Origin of the sequence: Streptomyces sp. NPDC001816 (assembly GCF_042892235.1) — a bacterium.
Lineage (GTDB): Bacteria > Actinomycetota > Actinomycetes > Streptomycetales > Streptomycetaceae > Streptomyces.
The window spans coordinates 133,582-152,148 of record NZ_JBIATY010000015.1; the positions used below are offsets into that span (position 1 = coordinate 133,582).

Annotated in this window: 15 protein-coding genes; 3 read left to right on the forward strand and 12 right to left on the reverse strand. The window is 72.1% G+C overall.

All coding sequences use genetic code 11. From position 1 onward, the window contains the following. The 4 genes from ACFYZZ_RS38785 to ACFYZZ_RS38800 are packed head-to-tail and all read right to left on the reverse strand — an operon-like array spanning nucleotide 1 to nucleotide 6,252. A complete protein-coding gene (locus tag ACFYZZ_RS38785; protein ID WP_389186743.1) occupies nucleotides 1-1,968 on the reverse strand; it encodes an ABC transporter permease in 1,968 nt (655 codons plus the stop codon). Beyond that, nucleotides 1,968-3,158 (reverse strand): glycine betaine/L-proline ABC transporter ATP-binding protein, encoded by a 1,191-nt coding sequence (locus tag ACFYZZ_RS38790; protein WP_389186746.1) that lies wholly within the window; start codon nucleotides 3,156-3,158, stop codon nucleotides 1,968-1,970. Before ACFYZZ_RS38790 ends, ACFYZZ_RS38785 begins: the two co-directional genes overlap by 1 nt. After that, a complete protein-coding gene (locus tag ACFYZZ_RS38795; RefSeq protein WP_389186748.1) occupies nucleotides 3,158-4,687 on the reverse strand; it encodes a GMC family oxidoreductase in 1,530 nt (509 codons plus the stop codon). Before ACFYZZ_RS38795 ends, ACFYZZ_RS38790 begins: the two co-directional genes overlap by 1 nt. Nucleotides 4,688-4,731: 44 nt before the next feature. Then, nucleotides 4,732-6,252 carry an aldehyde dehydrogenase family protein gene (locus ACFYZZ_RS38800; protein WP_389186751.1) on the reverse strand — a complete coding sequence of 507 codons (1,521 nt, stop codon included), beginning with the start codon at nucleotides 6,250-6,252 and terminating at the stop codon, nucleotides 4,732-4,734. Between the two features lie 200 nt (nucleotides 6,253-6,452). Here ACFYZZ_RS38800 and ACFYZZ_RS38805 point away from each other — a divergent pair, with 200 nt between their 5' ends. Further along, on the forward strand, nucleotides 6,453-7,235 hold the full coding sequence (locus ACFYZZ_RS38805) for a hypothetical protein (RefSeq protein ID WP_389186754.1): 783 nt from the start codon (nucleotides 6,453-6,455) through the stop codon (nucleotides 7,233-7,235). Here the strand turns inward: ACFYZZ_RS38805 and ACFYZZ_RS38810 are convergent. Beyond that, nucleotides 7,218-8,135: a LysR family transcriptional regulator gene (locus ACFYZZ_RS38810; RefSeq protein ID WP_389186757.1), complete on the reverse strand. Its 918-nt coding sequence runs from the start codon at nucleotides 8,133-8,135 to the stop codon at nucleotides 7,218-7,220. The two genes, ACFYZZ_RS38805 and ACFYZZ_RS38810, sit on opposite strands and share 18 nt — an antisense overlap. Before the next feature lie 56 nt (nucleotides 8,136-8,191). On the opposite strand from ACFYZZ_RS38810, the gene ACFYZZ_RS38815 reads away from it, so the two are divergent. After that, nucleotides 8,192-9,643, forward strand: coding sequence for an MFS transporter (locus ACFYZZ_RS38815; RefSeq protein WP_389186760.1), 1,452 nt, complete (start codon nucleotides 8,192-8,194; stop codon nucleotides 9,641-9,643). A 210-nt stretch (nucleotides 9,644-9,853) separates the two neighbouring features. On the opposite strand, the gene ACFYZZ_RS38820 is transcribed toward ACFYZZ_RS38815, so the two are convergent. From ACFYZZ_RS38820 to ACFYZZ_RS38840, 5 genes are all read right to left on the reverse strand, one after another. Further along, nucleotides 9,854-10,852: a hypothetical protein gene (locus tag ACFYZZ_RS38820; protein ID WP_389186763.1), complete on the reverse strand. Its 999-nt coding sequence runs from the start codon at nucleotides 10,850-10,852 to the stop codon at nucleotides 9,854-9,856. A 130-nt stretch (nucleotides 10,853-10,982) separates the two neighbouring features. Beyond that, entirely contained in the window at nucleotides 10,983-11,972 is a 990-nt protein-coding gene (locus ACFYZZ_RS38825; protein WP_389186766.1) for a malate dehydrogenase, read from the reverse strand. 381 nt (nucleotides 11,973-12,353) lie between these two features. Continuing rightward, complete coding sequence (locus ACFYZZ_RS38830) at nucleotides 12,354-13,604, reverse strand: DUF2690 domain-containing protein (RefSeq protein ID WP_389186769.1); 1,251 nt, start codon at nucleotides 13,602-13,604, stop codon at nucleotides 12,354-12,356. 507 nt (nucleotides 13,605-14,111) lie between these two features. Further along, entirely contained in the window at nucleotides 14,112-14,564 is a 453-nt protein-coding gene (locus ACFYZZ_RS38835; protein ID WP_389186772.1) for a DUF3017 domain-containing protein, read from the reverse strand. Next, nucleotides 14,554-15,408, reverse strand: a complete 855-nt coding sequence (locus ACFYZZ_RS38840) for a bifunctional methylenetetrahydrofolate dehydrogenase/methenyltetrahydrofolate cyclohydrolase (protein ID WP_386578404.1) — start codon at nucleotides 15,406-15,408, stop codon at nucleotides 14,554-14,556. The genes ACFYZZ_RS38835 and ACFYZZ_RS38840 overlap by 11 nt, the downstream gene beginning before the upstream one ends. Before the next feature lie 254 nt (nucleotides 15,409-15,662). Here ACFYZZ_RS38840 and ACFYZZ_RS38845 point away from each other — a divergent pair, with 254 nt between their 5' ends. Then, on the forward strand, nucleotides 15,663-16,244 hold the full coding sequence (locus ACFYZZ_RS38845) for an RDD family protein (RefSeq protein ID WP_389186775.1): 582 nt from the start codon (nucleotides 15,663-15,665) through the stop codon (nucleotides 16,242-16,244). Nucleotides 16,245-16,346: 102 nt separating this feature from the next. Here the strand turns inward: ACFYZZ_RS38845 and purH are convergent, their stop codons facing one another. Both purH and purN read right to left on the reverse strand, forming a co-directional pair. Continuing rightward, nucleotides 16,347-17,918 (reverse strand): bifunctional phosphoribosylaminoimidazolecarboxamide formyltransferase/IMP cyclohydrolase, encoded by a 1,572-nt coding sequence (gene purH, locus ACFYZZ_RS38850; RefSeq protein ID WP_389186778.1) that lies wholly within the window; start codon nucleotides 17,916-17,918, stop codon nucleotides 16,347-16,349. Beyond that, nucleotides 17,915-18,553, reverse strand: a complete 639-nt coding sequence (purN, locus tag ACFYZZ_RS38855; protein ID WP_389186780.1) for a phosphoribosylglycinamide formyltransferase — start codon at nucleotides 18,551-18,553, stop codon at nucleotides 17,915-17,917. Before purN ends, purH begins: the two co-directional genes overlap by 4 nt. Nucleotides 18,554-18,567: the final 14 nt, after the last annotated feature.

The window sequence follows — 18,567 nt, forward strand, 5'->3', positions numbered from 1 at the left end:
TCACGCTCCCTTCTTCGCACGGCGTTCGGTCGGCTGGGTCACCCGGTCGAGCATCAGGCCCAGGCAGACGATGGCCGCGCCGGCGACCAGGCCGGTCGCCAGGTCGCCCTGGGCGAGGCCGAAGGCGACGTCGTAACCGAGGGCGCCACCGCCGACCAGGCCGCCGATGATGACGACGGCGAGGACCAGGACCACGCCCTGGTTGGCGGCGAGCAGCAACGACCGCCGGGCGAGCGGGAGCTGGATCTGCCACAGCTGCTGGCGGCCGGTCGCGCCGAGCGAGCGCGCCGACTCCAGCGCGGCCGGGTCGACCTGGCGCAGGCCCTGCGCGGTGATCCGGACGACGGCCGGCAGGGCGTACACGACGGCCGCGGCGACGGCGGGCGCGCGGCCGACGCCGAACAGGGCGACGACCGGGATCAGGTACACGAACTGCGGCATGGTCTGGAAGACGTCCAGGACCGGGCGCAGCGCCCGTTCGACACGGTCGCTGCGGGCGGCCGCGATACCGGTCGCGAAACCGAGGACGAGGGTGACGGCGACGGCGGCGAGCACCTGGGAGAGGGTGTCGAGCGAGGGCTCCCACACCCCGAGCACGCCGATCGCCGCCATGGCGAGGACGGCTGTCAGGGCGGTGCGCCAGGTGCCGATGAGCCAAGCCAGCGCGGCGACGACGAGCAGCACCGCCCACCAGGGCAGCCACTGCAGGCCGCTGCGGACGGGGTCCAGGATCCAGGTGGTGAAGTGGCCCGCCCAGTCGGCGGTGCCGCCGACGACCGGGACGCCGGAGTAGAGGTGGGCGGTCATCCAGTCGACGGCGCGGTTGACCGGTTCGGCGATGTCCAGGCTCCAGGAGGCGGGCCAGTCGAGGGCGCCGAGGAGGCGGGTGGCCAGGGCCACGGCCACGGTGGCGGCGAGGGCGTAGGGCCAGCCGATGGTACGAGGCCGGGGGGTGCCGTCTCCTGCGGCTGCGCTGCCGTCTCCCGCGGCTCCCGCGGCGGCGGTGACGCGGTCCAGGACCACCGCCAGCAGCACGATCGGGATGCCGGCCGCGAGGGCCGCGCCCACGTCGACGGAGGCGAGGGCCTGGTAGACACGGTCGCCGAGGCCGCCGGCGCCGATGACGGAGGCGATGACGGCCATGGACAGCGCCATCATGATCGTCTGGTTCAGGCCGAGCAGGAGTTCCTTGCGGGCCAGCGGGATACGGGCGGTCAGCAGCCGCTGGCGGGCGGTGGCGCCGAGCGACTCCACGGCCTCCAGGACTTCGGGGTCGGCGCCGCGCAGGCCCAGCGCGGTGAGGCGGGCCATCGGCGGGGCGGCGTAGACGACGGTGGCGAGGACGGCCGCGGGGACGCCGATGCCGAAGACCAGGACGACGGGGAGGAGGTACGCGAACGCCGGGAGCACCTGCATGGTGTCCAGGACCGGGCGCAGGGCGCGGTCCAGGCGGTCGGAGAGGCCCGCGGCGAGGCCGAGCAGGGCGCCCACGGCCACGGAGGCGAGTACGGCGACCACCATCAGCGCGAGGGTCTGCATGGTGGGCACCCACATGCCGAGCGCGCCGCAGGCCAGGAACGCGATCGCCGTGCCGGCGGCCAGACGGACGCCGCCGAGGCGCCAGGCCACGAGGGCGCCGAACGCGGTGACGCCTGCCCAGCCTGCGGCGAGCAGGGTGAGGTAGACGGCGCGTACGGCCAGTACGACGGCGTTGCTGACGTAGCCGAAGAAGTAGAGGAACAGGGGGTGGCTGTCACGGTTGTCGATGACCCAGTCGCTGGCGGTGGCCAGGGGCTTGGAGAGGTCGACGGTGAGCGCGTGCGGCCAGGCGTTGCTTCCCCAGTGGCTGTTGACCAGGGGTACGAGGATCGCGGCGATGCCGGCCAGGGCGAGGAGCTTGGCCGCGGCGCGGTTTCTCAGGAAGCCGGGGATTGCTGTGTTCGCCGTGGGGACGGTGAGCGTTGCCATCAGACGTCCTCCGGGCTGGTGCGGGGCCGGGGCGGGGTCGCTTGCCGGCGCTTGCCGGGTGCCGCCGTCTGTGGGACGGGCGCCGCCCCAGCGGCACGACTGCCCGCAGCTATGTCGGCGTTGCTGCCCGAGGCGACCGCAGCATCGCCGCCCGCAGACACGCCGGCCACCACGTCCAGCAGCTGCTCGTGGCCGACGACCCCCAGGCACTTCCCCGCGTCCATCACCCGGGCCGGTGCGCCCGCGCGGGCCACTGCCTCGATGGCCTCGGCGACCGGGGCGTCGGGGGTGACCGCGGGGCCGGTCCCGGTCTCCTGCGGGTGGGCGGGGCGCATGGCCGTGCGGCAGGTGACGACCTGCTCGCGCGGCACGTCGCGGACGAACTCGCGGACGTAGTCGTCGGCCGGGGAGGAGACGATCTCCTCCGGGGTGCCGAGCTGGACCACGCGGCCGTCGCGCATCAGGGCGATACGGTCGCCGAGCTTGAGCGCCTCGCTGAGGTCGTGGGTGATGAAGACCATCGTGCGGCCCTCCTCGCGGTGCAGCCGGACCACTTCGTCCTGCATGTCGCGGCGGATGAGGGGGTCCAGGGCGCTGAAGGGCTCGTCGAACAGCAGCACCTCGGGGTCGACGGCGAGCGCGCGGGCGAGTCCGACGCGCTGGCGCTGGCCGCCGGACAGCTGGCCGGGGCGGCGCTTCTCCATGCCCTCCAGGCCGACCTTGGCGACGAACTCGGCGGCCCGCTTGCGCCGTTCGGACTTTCCGACGCCCTGGATCTCCAGGCCGTAGGCCACGTTGTCCAGGACCGTGCGGTGCGGGAGCAGGCCGAAGTGCTGGAAGACCATCGCGGCGCGGTGCCGGCGCAGTTCGCGCAGGCGGGCCTTGTCCATGGCGCGTACGTCCTCGCCGTCGATGGCGATGGTGCCCGCAGTCGGCTCGATCAGCCGGGTCAGGCAGCGCACCAGGGTGGACTTGCCGGAGCCGGACAGGCCCATGACGACGAAGACCTCGCCCTTGCGCACGTCGAAGGAGACGTCCCGGACGGCGGCCGTGCAGCCGGTGCGGGAGCGCAGCTCTGCGGGGGCCAGCGTGCTGAGTTCCGGGTCGGCCGGAACACGGTCGGCCTTGGGGCCGAAGACCTTCCAGAGGCCGTTCACCGAGAACACGGGCGACTGAGTGGTCGTACTCATCACGCACCACCTCCGATCAGGTCGACGGCTTTCTCCCCGACCATGAGCACCCCGATCATCGGGTTGACGGCGGTCATGGTCGGGAAGACGGAGGCGTCGGCGATGCGGATGCCGTCGAGGCCGCGGATCCTCAGCTCGGGGTCCACCACGGCGAGTTCGTCGTCGACGCCGCCCATCTTGCAGGTGCCGGCGGGGTGGTACACGGTGTGGGCGACCTTGCGGGCGTACTCGCTCAGCTCGGCGTCGTCCACGATCTCCGGGCCCGGGCAGACCTCGCGCTTGAGCCAGCCGGCGAGCGGCTCGGCCTTGGCGATCTCGCGGGCGATGCGGATGCCGTCGACCAGGGTGCGGGCGTCGTAGTCGTCCTCGTCGGTGAAGTACCGGAAGTCCAGGGCCGGCTTCACGGACGGGTCGGCGCTGGTCAGGTAGAGGCGGCCGCGGCTCTTCGGCTTGGGGATGTTGGGGGTCATCGAGACGCCGTACTGCGGGCGCTCGTAGCCGAGGCGCTCCGGGTTGTCCGTGAACGGGATCTGGTAGAAGTGGAACATCAGGTCCGGGCCCGCGTGTTCGGGGTCCCGGCGCACGAACAGGCCCGCGTCGGAGTCCATCGCGGAGTTCTCCGGGATCGGTCCGTGGGTCTCCCAGACGATGACCGACTCGGGGTGGTCGAGCAGGTTCTCGCCGACGCCCGGCAGGTCGTGCACGACGGGGATGCCGAGCGCCTCCAGGTCCTCGCGGGGGCCGATGCCCGAGTGCATCAGCAGGCGGGGCGAGTCGACGGCGCCCGCGCACAGCAGAACCTCGCCCCGGGCCCGTATCAGCAGCTCCTCGCCGTCCTTGGTGCGCACGTGGACGCCCTCGGCGCGGGTGCCGTTCAGCTCCAGCCTGTGCGCCCAGGTCTCCAGGAAGAGGTGGAGGTTCGGGCGCTCGTCCATCACCGGGTGCAGGTACGCCACCGAGGCGGAGGAGCGCTTGTTGTTCTCGGGGTGGTAGGCGAGGTCGAAGAAGCCGGCGCCCTCGGTGAACGGTTTCTTGTTGAAGCCCTCGACGCGGGGCACGTCGAGCGCCTTCTGGGCGGCTTCCACGAAGTCGCGGGCGATGGCGTTCCGGTCCTTCTCGTCCACGGAGACGATGTTGTTGAGGAGGCGGGCGTAGTAGGCCTCCATGGGGACGGCGCCCCAGCCCTTGGCGCCGGCCGCCTCCCACTCGTCCCAGTCGGACGGGAGCGGCTTGAAGGAGATCAGGGTGTTGTGGGAGGAGCAGCCGCCGAGGACGCGGGCCCGGCTGTGCCGGATGTGGGAGTTGCCGCGGGGCTGTTCGGTGGTCGGGTAGTCGTAGTCGAGGTCGCCGCCGAGCAGGCCCAGCCAGCGGCGCAGGGTCAGCACGTCGTCGCGGCCGACGTCGCTGGGGCCGCCCTCGATGACGGCGACGGTGACGTCGGGGTTCTCGGTGAGGCGGGAGGCGATGACGGAGCCCGCGGTGCCGCCGCCGATGACGACGTAGTCGTAGAGGTGAGGGGTGTGGGACATGGGGGTGTTACTCCAAAAGACTTGCTGTGTACGGCAGTTGGCGCTCAGCCGGCGAACCAGCGCACCGGCTTCGGCGCGAGGTTCTGGTAGACGTGCTTGGTCTCGCGGTACTCGGCGAGTCCGGCGGGGCCCAGCTCGCGGCCGACGCCGCTCTTTCCGAAGCCGCCCCACTCCGCCTGCGGGAGGTAGGGGTGGAAGTCGTTGATCCAGACGGTGCCGTGGCGCAGCCGGCCGGCGACGCGGCGGGCGCGTCCGGCGTCGGTGGTCCAGACGGCGCCCGCGAGGCCGTACTCGGTGTCGTTGGCGAGGGCGACCGCCTCGTCCTCGGTGCGGAAGGTCTCGACGGTGAGGACCGGGCCGAAGACCTCCTCGCGTACGACCTTCATCTCCCGGTGGCACTGGTCGAGGACCGTCGGCTCGTAGAAGTAGCCGGTGGCGGGCCGTTCGGCGGACGGTTCGGGACGCCTGCCGCCCGAGCGCAGCACCGCGCCCTCCTCCAGTGCCGACTGCACGTACGCCTCGACCTTGGCGCGCTGCTGCTCGGAGACCAGCGGTCCGCACTCGGCGCCCTCGGCCGTGCCCCGGCCGAGGCGGATCCGGGCGGCCCGCCGGGCGAGTTCGGCGACGAACCGTTCCCGCACGCTCTCCTCGATGATCAGCCGGGCGCCGGCCGAGCAGACCTGGCCGCTGTGGATGAAGGCGGCGTTGAGGGCCTGGTCGACGGCGGTGTCGAAGCCCTCCTCGGTGGCACAGGCGTCGGCGAAGACCACGTTGGGGTTCTTGCCGCCGAGTTCGAGGGCGACCTTCTTGACGGTCGGGGCGGCCGCCTGGGCGACCTTGGTGCCGCTGACCAGGCCGCCGGTGAAGGAGACCAGGTCGACGTCGGGGTGCTCGGCGAGGCGGGCGCCGACGGTGTGGCCGGGTCCGGTGACCAGGTTGGCGACTCCGGCGGGCAGGCCGGCCTCGGTCAGCAGGTCGATCAGTGCGATGGTGGTCATCGGGGTGATCTCGCTGGGCTTGATCACGAAGGTGTTGCCGGCGGCGAGCGCCGGGGCGATCTTCCAGCTGGCCTGGAGCAGCGGGTAGTTCCAGGGGGTGATGAGCGCGCACACGCCGACGGGCTCGTGCACGACGACGCTGTGGATGTCGGGAGAGCCCGCGTCGACGACCCGGCCAGGGGCCTCGCCGGCGACCAGGTCGGCGAAGTAGCGGAAGGCGTCGGCGACACAGTCGATGTCGATGCGGCCCTCCTCGGCGGTCTTGCCCGCGTCCCTGCTCTCCAGCAGGCCGAGTTCCTCGCGGTCGCGTACGAGGAGGTCGGCGACGCGGCGCAGCAGGGCGGCGCGCTCGCCGACGGGGGTGCCGGGCCAGGGGCCGTGGTCGAACGCCTGCCGGGCCGCCGCCACCGCGCGCTCCGCGTCCTTCTCGTCACCCTCCGCGACCACGGCGAACGGCCGGGCGTCTGCGGGGTCGAGGATCTCGCGCGTTGCGCCGGAGCCGGCCTCCAGCCACTCGCCGCCCGCGTGGATGGTCGCCCGGGCCTGTCGTTCCGCTGTGTCCGCCATGATCGGTATTGCCTTCCGTTCCTGTTCAGTGCCCCTGTGTCACAGTCGTGTCACAGTCAGGGACCGTGACCGTCTGCCCCACCCCTCCGATCGCATGCGCAATCAGTGGCCGAAAGTGCGCCGCGTCACTGAAAATGCGGGCGAAAAGGGACAAAAGTAGGGTGGGCACACCGGCTTGGGGTGATCACGGAGGTGCCGCAATGACCGGACGGCCGCTGATCTGTGCGGCGGTGAGCGCGACCTTGCTGCTCTCCCCCGCCCTGGTGACGGCGGCCGCGGCGGACGACACCGGCGATCCGAGCGCCCGCCGGCTCGCCCGGGAGGCGCGGGACCATCTGCTCCACACCCAGTCGCTCCACATGACGTGGACGGACCGGACCGCGGCCGCGAAGAAGGGGGAGCCGGCGTCGATGGACCTGTCCCTGGACCGGGACGGCAACTGCGTCGGCACCGTGCGGATGGGCGCGCACGGCGGCAGCATCACGATCGTCAAACACGGCGACGAGGTGTGGCTGAAGGGCGACAGCACGTACTGGAAGACCGAGCTTCCGGACAGCGAGGGCACCGCGGCGGCCGAACTCCTCAAGGACCGCTACCTCCACGGCAGCACGCACGACCGTGCGCTCAAGGAGTGGGAGGACGTCTGCGACCTGGACGCCTTCCAGCGGAAGCTGACACCCGACTCGCAGCATCGCAAGCCGCTGACGCGGGGCGACAGGACCACGGTCGAGGGCATACCGGTGATCCCGCTGAAGGGCGAGGACGACGGCAGGCGGGTCACCCTCTACGTCACCGCGGACTCGCCTCACGTGCTGGTCGAGGGCACCAGCAAGGGCGACGGCACCGACCTGACGATGACGTTCTCGGACTACGGCGAGCCCGTGCCGTCCGCCACCCCCTCCGCGAAGGAGTCGGTGGACGTGTCCCAACTGAGTCCTTTGACCAAAGTCTGGTTCCAGAAGCGGCTAGTCGTCACCGGCTGACCGCCGCATCAACTCCCGTACGCAGTCGCGCAGCCAGGCGTGAGCCGGGTCGGCGTCGTGGCGGGGGTGCCAGGCCAGCCCCACCGGGAGCGGCGGGAGGGCGAGCGGCACCTCGAAGGTGACCAGGCCGAGGGCGGCGGCCGGCGGGCACCCCCAGGAGCTGACCAGCCCGACCAGGTCGGTCTCGCGCAGCACGAAGAGCGAGGACGGGTAGGTGCCGACGCTGCCCACCACCCGGCGTTCCAGGCCGAGTTCGGCCAGCGCCTCGTCGACCGGCCCGTGCAGTCTGCCGCGCCGGGAGACATTGAGGTGATCGGCCTCGGTGGCGAACCGCTCGGGCGTCAACTCGCCGGTGAGCAGCGGGTGTCCGGCCCGTACGACACCCAGCATACGGTCCTCGTACACCGTCTCGACATGCACCTCGGGCGCGGTCGCGTCGATCACGCCGATCTCCAGATCGGCGGTGCCCTGGCGCAGGACCGGGGCGTCCACGTGGCTCTCCGACAGGAAGCGGAGGCGGATGCCGGGCGCCTCCTCGGCGGCACGGGCGAACAGGGTGGCGCCGTGCGTGGCGGCGAGCGCGTCGTGGCCGATGATCGTGAAGGTGCGGGTGACGGTGCGCAGGTCGGCGTCCCGGCCGGGCCGGAACAGCGCGCGGGCCCGCTCCACCACGGCGCTCACCTCGGCCCGTACGGCCAGTGCGTGCGGCGTCGGCACCATCCGGCGCCCGGCCCGCACGAGGACCGGGTCGCCGAGGGCCTTGCGGATCCGGCCGAGGGTGCGGCTCATCGCCGGTTCGGACAGGTGCAGCCGGCGGGCGGCACCCTGCACGCTCTGCTCCTCCAGCAGCACGTCCAGCGCGAGGAGCAGGTTCAGGTCCAGATCCGTGGATTGCGTCATACGCAAGTATCCCTTGCAAAGGTTGCACTGGAAAGCAGGCCAGGAGCGACCCTACGGTGGCAGGGCATCCCACACCCACCACCCAGCTCCCGGGAGGAGCCGTACCCACGCACGCCCTGAAACGCCCCGTCCTGCTCGCGCTGTGCGCCTGCGTCCTGGTCGCGCAGAGCATGGTCGCCGCCATCAACCTCCTGATCCCGCAACTGAGTTCGTCCGCCCTGCACCCCTCGCACAGCGAGCTCCTGTGGACGGTCGACGCGTACGTCATCGTCTTCGCCGGGCTTCTCGTCCCGGCCGGTGCGCTCGGTGACCGGTACGGCCGCAAGGGCGCGCTGCTCGTCGGGCTCGGCCTGTTCGCGGCGGGCGCCGCCACCGGAGCGCTGGCGACCGGTCCGGCCGTGCTGATCGCGGGGCGGGGTCTGTCCGGCGCCGGTGCGGCCCTGATCACCCCGGCCACCCTGTCGATCCTCATGCAGCTGTCCGCGCCCGAGCACCGGGCCCGCTCGATGGCCGCCTGGACCCTGTCGATCGGCCTGGGCGGCGCGGCGGGCAACCTGGGCGGCGGCCTGGCCGGCCAGTTCCTGTCCTGGCGTGCCCTGTTCGCGGCCATGGTCCCGCTCGCCGCGGTGCTCGCCGCCGCCGTCGCCGTCACCACCCCGCGCACCGCACGCTCCACCGGCAGCAACCCCGACCCCCTCGGCACCCTGCTGCTCACCGCAGGCCTGGTCGCGGTCCTGTTCGGCATCATCGAGGGCCCGAGCTACGGCTGGACCTCCGCCCGCATCCTCGGCGCCTTCGCCGCGGGCGCCGTGCTGATCGCCACGTTCACCCTGCACGCCCTGCGCTCGGCGGCCCCGCTGTTCGACCCGCGGGTCTTCTCCTCCTCGCGTCTGCGCGCCGCCTCCCTCGGTACGGCCACCGGCTTCTTCGGCCTGTTCGCCCTCTTCTTCGTCAACTCGCAGTACCTGCAGGACGTGAAGGGCTTCGGTGCGGCGCTCACCGGAGTCGCGATCCTGCCGCTGCCCGTCGGGATGGCGGTCGCCCAGAAGCTGGCCGCCCGCTGGGCGGGCCACCCCCGCGCGGTCATCGGCACCGGCCTCGCCCTCATCGGCCTGGGCCTCCTCGGCGTCTCCACGGCCGACGCGCACACCCCCTACTGGGCGTACGCCGGCTGGCTGCTGGTCGTCTCGGCCGGCACTGGCCTGTCCATGCCCGCCCTGACCCTCGGCGTCGTCACCTCACTCCCCGCCCACCAGGCGGGCCTCGGCTCCGGCCTGGGCACCACCGCCCGCGAGACCGGCGCCGCCCTCGGCGTCGCCGTCTCCGGAACCGTCCTGTCCGCCCACCCCGACCTCATCCACGGCATGGGCCCGGCCCTGCGCACGGTAGCCCTGGTGGTCCTGGCGGCAACGGCCCTGGTGACCACGACCTACGGCACCCGCCCCGCCTCCGACCCGGCTCCGAAGACCCCCACGAACCGCGAGCCGGCACTGCCCCACCACTCTTGAGCCGCTGCCCCGTCGGCAGAAAGCACTCGCGAACCGCGATGGCCGAGCCACCCACACCCACCCCTCGCAGCCGCCGACGGCGAATCCGCCCCACAGGGGCCACCCGCACCCGACGACGAAGGCAGCACAGGTGGTGCGGGTGGGAACCCAGACCCGGCCGAAGGCCGGGTGCCCCACAACGCACCCGCACCCGCAAAGCCGCCCAACCCCCTACGCGCAAGACACACCCGTCGGGCAGAACGAATCCAGCGCCGCCACAAGCGGAGCCCGTACCCGGCCGTCGGACAGGCGCTCCGGACCACTGGAGCGGATCGCGTACAGCGTCCCGTCGGGTGCGCGGAAGCGGTGGTCGACGACCCGGCGGGCGCCCTTGTCCGGATCGTCGTAGCGGTACGACAGCTCGGCCCAGGAGTCCGAGGAACTGCGGGTGAGGGCCTGGTAGCCGGGCTCGTGGGAGTAGCCGTAGCCCGGGTCGTTCTCGGCGAGGTCCAGGGACTCGGTCACGGTGGACTCGGCCAGCTCGAAGATCTGCAACTGGCGGCCGTCGGACGGGGAGTCGTAGAACACCACGGTCGCCTTCTCCCCCTGCTTCTGCCGCCGGGTCCAGCCCTCGGGGACGGCGAGGGTGTAGCCGACGGGGTCGTGGACAAGGCGGTAGCCGGCGGGGAGTTGCCGCGATGCGGGTGGCGGCGTCGAGGCCGGTGTCCGCGGCGTCGTGGAGGCCGAGGCGGTGACCGTGACGCCGGCGGCCGGAGCGGAGGCCGACGGGGTGCCGCTGCCGGCGCGGTCCCGGCCGAGGTACCAGACGCCGAAGCCGGAGCCGGCGCCGACCAGCGCCATGGCGAGGACCAGGGCGACCAGCCGGCCGCCGTGCACACGGCGAGGCGCGGGGGCGTATGACGGGGAAGCAACCGGGCCGCCGGTATAGGCGGGGGCGGCGGCCCAGGGCTGCGGCGCAGGCGGCGGCGCCGGGGCCGTGCTGGTCTCCGCGAACGCCCAGGGCGGAGGTGGCGGGAGCGCAGCCGACTGGGTCTGGGCCGAAGCCCACGGCGGCGGGGTCGGCGGCTCGTCGGCGGTCCAGGCCGCCCGGCCTCTCTCCTCGCCGGATCCGCGCTCGGCCCCGGGCCCGTGCTCCGGACCGGAACCCTCCCCGCCGTAACCCTCCGGACCGGAACCCTCCTTGCCGTTCCATCCGCTCCAGCCGCTCATCACGAACCCCCCGAATCACCCTTCCCTGCCCTGCTTTTGACAGTAACGGCGAAAACGGGCGCGGGCCCCGCTCCGGACGAAACCGGAACAGGGCCCGCACAGGCTCGCGGCAAATCCGCCGGAGGCAGCCTCAGATGAGGCCCAGGGAGCGGACCGCGTCGCGCTCCTCGGTGAGCTCCTGGACGGAGGCGTCGATGCGGGCGCGGGAGAACTCGTTGATGTCCAGGCCCTGGACGATCTCGTACTTGCCGTCCTTGGTGGTGACCGGGAAGGAGGAGATCAGGCCCTCCGGGACGCCGTAGGAACCGTCCGACGGGATACCCATGGAGGTCCAGTTGCCCTCGGCGGTGCCGTTGACCCAGGTGTAGATGTGGTCGATGGCGGCGTTGGCGGCGGACGCGGCGGAGGACGCGCCACGGGCCTCGATGATCGCGGCACCGCGCTTGGCGACGGTCGGGATGAAGTCCTCGGCCAGCCACTTCTCGTCGTTCACGACCTCGGCGGCGTTCTTGCCGGCGACCGTGGCGTGGAAGATGTCCGGGTACTGGGTGGCGGAGTGGTTGCCCCAGATGGTCAGGCGCTTGATGTCGGCGACCGTCACGCCCGTCTTCTTCGCGAGCTGGGTCAGCGCGCGGTTGTGGTCCAGGCGGGTCATCGCGGTGAAGCGCTCGGCCGGGACGTCCGGCGCGGAGGCCTGCGCGATGAGCGCGTTGGTGTTGGCCGGGTTGCCGACGACGAGGACCTTGATGTCGTCCGCGGCGTGGTCGTTGATGGCCTTGCCCTGCGGCTTGAAGATGCCGCCGTTGGCCTCCAGCAGGTCACCGCGCTCCATGCCCTTGGTGCGGGGGCGGGCGCCGACCAGGAGGGCTACGTTGGCGCCGTCGAAGGCGACGTTCGGGTCGTCCGTGATGTCGATGCCCTGAAGGAGCGGGAACGCGCAGTCGTCCAGCTCCATGGCCGTGCCCTCGGCGGCCTTGAGCGCCGGGGTGATCTCCAGGAGGCGCAGCTTGACCGGCACGTCCGCGCCGAGCAGCTGGCCGGAGGCGATGCGGAAGAGCAGGGCGTAACCGATCTGGCCGGCCGCGCCGGTGACGGTGACGTTCACGGGAGTGCGGGTCATGGCGTTCTCCGTATGACAGCTGGCGGTGGGGCGTCACTGCCCCGGCGGATGATCGATCTCTTGGCGTCAAGAGAATCCAGCGGTCAGGCTATCGCGCATCCGGCATGCGAGATGTCCTGGGCCGTGTGGCTCAGCCCACAAGTCGGACTCGTGATTCAGGAAAGGGGCGGCCGCCCCTTCCGGGAGAGGAGGGAAGGGCGGCCGCCGTGGGGGGTACCGGCTGGCCGGACTCCCGTGGGGGTACCGTTCGCGTGCCCAGGATCCGGCGGCCCATGCGTGCGTCCCCGGAATTCCACCCGAATTGGTCCGCCCCACACTTCCGGGGCCGCCGGACGGGCCCTCGTGCCCTGCCCGGCGGGCCCTCGCGCCCTACGGACAGTCCTAGTTCGTGCACCCCTTCCGCCCGGAGGCGAGGGTCGCGCAGGCCTTGGCCTCGGCCGCGTCCTTCACGGCGACCATCGGCGTGTAGGCGATGGCGTCGCCCACGTCGGTGATGTCACCCGTCTGGCGGAGCTTGCCCACGGAGAGCTGGACCTGGTCGCCCTGGGCGGCGCCGGTGATCCGTCCCCAGGCGGCGCCGCAGGTCTTGCTGTAGCGGACCTCCAGGGTGGTGGTGCCGACGGTGGCGGTCTTGGCGGTGGTCACCAGGTCGCCGCTGCAGCCCATCGCCTCCGCGTCCTTGCCGTTGCAGGCGGCGCCACTGCACTTGACCCCGGCGGGCAGGCTGGGGTTGCTGCTGGCCGTCGGGGACGGCGACTTGGCGGCACCCTCGTGCTTGGCGCCCTTGCCCGGGTTGATGAAGAAGTAGACGGCCGCGACGACGACGAGAACACCGACGACACCCGCGAGGAACATCGTCAGCCGCCCCTTGCGCCCGGCCGCCCCCTTGGCGGGGGTGCCGCCGCCGGGCCGCGCCCCCTGTGGCTGCCCGTCGTACGGGTTCGGGGCGCCCGGGGTCCGGCCCGGACCCTCCGGCGAGGTGGCGGGACGCGCATCGGAACCGGCACCGGCAGCAGCTGGCGCATCGGGCCGGCGGCTCGCCTTCGACGGACCCTCATAGCCCGCCAGCCCCCAGGAGTTGACCTCGGGGGCCGCACCGCGGTCCGCGTTCTCCCGCTCGTCGGCGTCCGACGCCGTCGGCTGCGGCGGGATCGTCGGTGAGACGCCCGCCGGGCCGGCGATGCCCGGGGACACGGTGGTGCCCGGGGACACGGTGGTGCCCGAGGACACGGCGGTGCCGGTGCCTCTGTTGGCCGTCTTGGTGCCGCTCGCGCCCTCGGCCTCGGCCGCTCCGAACTCCCCGAGGGCGGCGCGTGCCTGGGCGATACGAATCTGCTCCATGGTCCGGTCGTGCCGCATCTCCGCGCGGCTCCAGGCACGTTCGGCCAGCTCCCACATGGTGGTGAGATGGACCGGGTTGGTGCCGGTGACCTCGGCGAGCGCGACGACCGCGCCCTTGGGCGCGAGCAGTCGGCCGCCCAGGTAACGCTCCCAGGACGTCTTGCTGTAGCCGGTCCGGTCGGCCAGCGCCGCGATGCTCAGACCGCTGCGGTCCACGAGGCGCCGCACCTGGCTGGTGAACTCCTTGATCTGCGGATCCAGCTCGTCCGGCAAGGCTTTCCATCGAGGCATTGCTTCCCCCCTCATTCCCCCCGGTTGGTGCTGATGGTTCCCCGCGCCGTTCCCCGCACGTGACCCTCGCGCCGGTCCGGTCCCCCGGCGCGGCCCCCTCTGACTACCCACAGGGATGCGCTGACTAAGGATCCCAGTTCCAGGAGTGGGGGCGCACAGGAGCATCGCTCCCGCCGGTTGTGCACCGTCGCACGCCGACCGCCCCACAGTCCACCGGACCGTCCCGATTGGACACCTTGGACACGTTAGCCCGGTTCCGTGGAGCTCTCGTGACATGTCTCCGAACTGTCAATACATCGACACGGCGGGCACACATGTGGCAGTGCGCGGACACCGTAGCGGAACGGTCACTTCCGTGCCACAGCGCACGGACAGCCGTTGAACAGGCAGTTCATGGAGGGAAGGCTGGATCCCGACGGCGGTTCGTCCTTGCTCGGGGGAGGGGACGGGCCGCCGTTGCGCCCGCGCCCCCAAGAGAGGCGCGGGCCTGCGGCCGTACCGGAGCCGCTACTTGACCGTGAAGTGCAGGATGTCCTTCAGGAACGACAGCTTCAGCAGCGGGTCGGGCTGGATCATCAACGCCAGCAGGACGATCACCAGACCCAGGACGCCGTAGGTGGCGACGTCCGTGAAGCGGGAGCGCACGGCGAGCATGCCGACGTCCGGCAGCAGCCAGCGCAGCACCGCGCCGCCCAGCAGCGCGACGCCGACGAGCAGCGTCCCCGGGCGGAGCGTGTCCAGCGTGATCACCAGCAGGCCGATGGCCACCAGACCGACGACGGCGAGCATCGGCCACTGCCGGGCGGGCGCCGGAGCGTTGCCGGGCGCGGCCCGGCCGCCGCCCTCCGGGCGCGCGGTGTCCCTGGTGAACCGCGGGAAGCGACGCGTGGCCCGCTTCGGGTCCCCGCCGGCGTCGGAGGCGGCCGGCCCGGTGCTGGAGTGGGTGTCCTCAGCCGGCACTGCGCTCCGCCGCCTCGACCACGTTGACCAGCAGCTGCGCCCGGGTCATCGGGCCCACACCGCCCGGGTTCGGGGAGATCCAGGCAGCCACCTCGGCCACGTCCGGGTGGACGTCACCGACGATCTTGCCTTCGGCGTTGCGGGAGACGCCGACGTCCAGGACGGCCGCGCCCGGCTTGACGTCCTCGGCGCGGATCAGGTGCGGGACACCGGCCGCGGCGATGATGATGTCGGCCCGCTTGAGGTGGGCGGACAGATCACGGGTGCCGGTGTGGCACTGGGTCACGGTGGCGTTCTCGCTGCGCCGGGTGAGCAGCAGCGGCATCGGGCGGCCGATGGTCACGCCCCGGCCGACCACCACGACCTCGGCGCCCTTGATCTCCACGCCGTGGCGGCGCAGCAGGGTCAGGATGCCGTTGGGGGTGCAGGGCAGCGGCGCCGACTCGTTCAGGACGAGACGGCCGAGGTTCATCGGGTGCAGGCCGTCGGCGTCCTTGGCCGGGTCCATCATCTCCAGGATGCGGTTCTCGTCGATGCCCTTGGGCAGCGGGAGTTGGACGATGTAGCCGGTGCAGGCCGGGTCCTCGTTCAGCTCCCGGACGACCGCCTCGATCTCCTCCTGGGTGGCCGTGGCGGGCAGCTTGCGCTGGATGGAGGCGAGGCCGACCTGGGCGCAGTCGCGGTGCTTGCCGGCGACGTACTTCTGGCTGCCGGGGTCGTCCCCGACCAGGATCGTGCCGAGGCCGGGCGTGACGCCCTTCTCCTTCAGCGCCGCCACGCGGGCGGTCAGATCGGACTTGATCGCGGCTGCGGTGGCCTTGCCATCGAGAATCTGGGCGGTCATGACACCATCCTCGCGGATGACCCGGTCCCGGTTCCAATCCGGGGCCGCCTGGGCCGGTTCCCCGCGTCCCCCCGCTTGATCGATGATGTTGCACTTGCACAACACCTTGCGAATCCGGCTGGACAACAATCGGCCTTTCCTACAACCATGAGCGGCGCAGTATCGCGGTCCGGTTGGGGGGCAAGCCGCTCATATCCTGACGTTCCTCCGTTCCTTCCGCGTAGTCCCCGCAGTGTCAACGGAGGAAATCCGCCATGAGTTTCGGCTCGCCCAACCCGTACGGTCAGCCGCAGGATCCGCAGCAGCAGCCCTACGGCTACCCGCAGCAGCAGCCCGGCTACCCGCAGGCCCCGCAGGGCGTCCCGCAGCAGCAGGGTTACGGCTACCCGCAGGCGCCCCAGGGCGGCTACCCGGGCTACCCGCAGCAGGGCGGCTACGGCATGCAGCCGACGTACGCGAACTGGGGACAGCGCTTCCTGGCCCGGCTGCTCGACAGCCTGCTGTACGCGGTGCCCTACGGCATCGCGGTCGCGGGTGCCAAGAACGCCCCGATCCTCTCCATCATCGGCTTCATCGCCCTGATCGGCCTGTTCGTGTGGCAGATCATCATGGAGGGCAAGACCGGCCAGACCGTCGGCAAGAAGGCGCTGGGCATCCGCACGCTCAAGGAGGAGACGGGGCAGCCGCTCGGCGGCGGCATGGCGTTCGTGCGCCAGCTGGCCCACATCCTGGACGGCCTGCCCTGCTACCTCGGCTACCTGTGGCCGGCCTGGGACGCCAAGCGCCAGACGTTCGCCGACAAGGTCTGCGGCTCGATCGTCATCCGCTCCAACTGAGCTGAGCGCCATCCGCTCGTGCTGAGCTGAGCACCTGAACGGAAAGCGGCCTCCGGCCCCCTGCGAAGGGAGCCGGAGGCCGCTTTGCGTGGCCCTGCGGGATCAGTGGAAGAAGTGGCGCGTGCCGGTGAAGTACATGGTGACGCCCGCCTTCTTCGCGGCCTCCACGACCAGCTCGTCACGGACCGAACCGCCCGGCTGGACCACGGCCTTGACGCCCGCCGCGGTCAGGACCTCCAGGCCGTCCGGGAACGGGAAGAACGCGTCCGAAGCGGCGTACGAGCCCTGGGCGCGCTCGGCACCGGCCCGCTCGACCGCCAGCTTCGCGGAGTCGACCCGGTTGACCTGGCCCATGCCCACGCCGACCGAGGCGCCGTCCTTGGCGAGCAGGATCGCGTTGGACTTCACCGCGCGGCAGGCCCGCCAGGCGAAGGCCAGCTCGGCCAGTTCGTCGGCGGAGAGCGCCGCACCGGTCGCCAGCGTCCAGTTGGCCGGGTCGTCGCCCTCGGCCTGGAGCCGGTCGGTCTCCTGCAGCAGCACGCCGCCGTCGATCGGCTTGACCTCGACCGGGTTGGCCGGGCCGGTCGGGGCCTTCAGGACCCGGATGTTCTTCTTCTTGGTGAGGGCCTCCAGGGCCCCGTCCTCGTAGCCGGGCGCGACGATGACCTCGGTGAAGATCTCCGCGACCTGCTCGGCCATCTCCTTGCTGACCGGGCGGTTCACGGCGATGACGCCGCCGAACGCGGACAGCGGGTCACAGGCGTGCGCCTTGCGGTGCGCCTCGGCGACGTCCGCGCCCACCGCGATGCCGCAGGGGTTGGCGTGCTTGATGATCGCGACACACGGCTCGTCGTGGTCGTACGCGGCACGGCGGGCGGCGTCCGTGTCCGTGTAGTTGTTGTACGACATCTCCTTGCCGTGCAGCTGCTCGGCCTGGGCCAGACCGGCGCCGGCGGCGTCGACGTACAGGGCGGCGGGCTGGTGCGGGTTCTCGCCGTAGCGCAGGGTGTTCTCGCGCTCCCAGGTGGCGCCCAGGAAGTCGGGGAACGGAGAGTCGTCGACGGGCGCGTATGCGGACGCGAACCAGGAGGCCACGGCCACGTCGTAGGCGGCCGTGTGCTGGAAGGCCTCGGCGGCCAGCCGCTTGCGGGTGGCGAGGTCGAAGCCGCCGGCCGCGACCGCGGCGAGGACGTCGGCGTACCGCTCCGGGCTGGTGACCACGGCGACGGAGGGGTGGTTCTTGGCGGCGGCACGGACCATCGACGGGCCGCCGATGTCGATCTGCTCCACGCACTCGTCGGGCGAGGCGCCGGAGGCGACGGTCTCCCGGAACGGGTAGAGGTTCACCACGACCAGGTCGAACGGCTCGACACCCAGCTCGGCGAGCTGCTCGCGGTGGCTGTCCAGACGCAGGTCGGCGAGGATGCCCGCGTGCACCCTGGGGTGCAGGGTCTTGACCCGGCCGTCCAGGCACTCGGGGAAGCCGGTCAGCTCCTCGACCTTGGTCACGGGGACACCGGCGGCGGCGATACGGCCGGCCGTGGACCCGGTGGAGACGAGCTCGACACCTGCCTCGTGCAGCCCGCGCGCGAGGTCTTCGAGCCCGGTCTTGTCGTAGACGCTGACGAGCGCCCGGCGAATGGGCCGCTTGGTGCTCTCGGCGGTGGCGGTCACTGGATAACTACCTTTCGTCCCTCAATGCGATAGCCGTTGCGGGCGAGCCGCCCCACGACCTCGACGAGCAGCCTTCGCTCGACTTCCTTGATGCGCTCGTGCAGCGCGCTCTCGTCGTCCTCGTCCCGGACCTCGACCACGCCCTGCGCGATGATCGGCCCGGTGTCGACGCCGTCGTCGACGAAGTGGACGGTGCAGCCGGTGACCTTGACGCCGTACGCGAGCGCGTCCCGCGCGCCGTGGGCCCCGGGAAAACTGGGCAGCAGGGCGGGGTGCGTGTTGACGAACCGCCCGCCGAACCGCGCGAGGAATTCCTTCCCGACGATCTTCATGAACCCGGCGGAGACCACGAGGTCGGGTTCGTGCGCGGCCACGGCCTCGGCCAGGGCGGCGTCCCACTCCTCGCGCGTCCCGAAGTCCTTCACCCGGCACACGAAGGTCGGCAGCCCGGCCCGCTCGGCTCGGGCGAGCCCCTCGATGCCGCTCCGGTCGGCCCCGACGGCGACGATCCGCGCGCCGTACGACTCGGCTCCGGTGCGCTCGATCTCGTCCAGGAGCGCCTGGAGGTTGGTGCCGGATCCGGAGACCAGCACGACAAGGCGCTTGACCGCTCGGCCAGCGGGGGTGGCGGCCACGGTGGGGCCCTTTC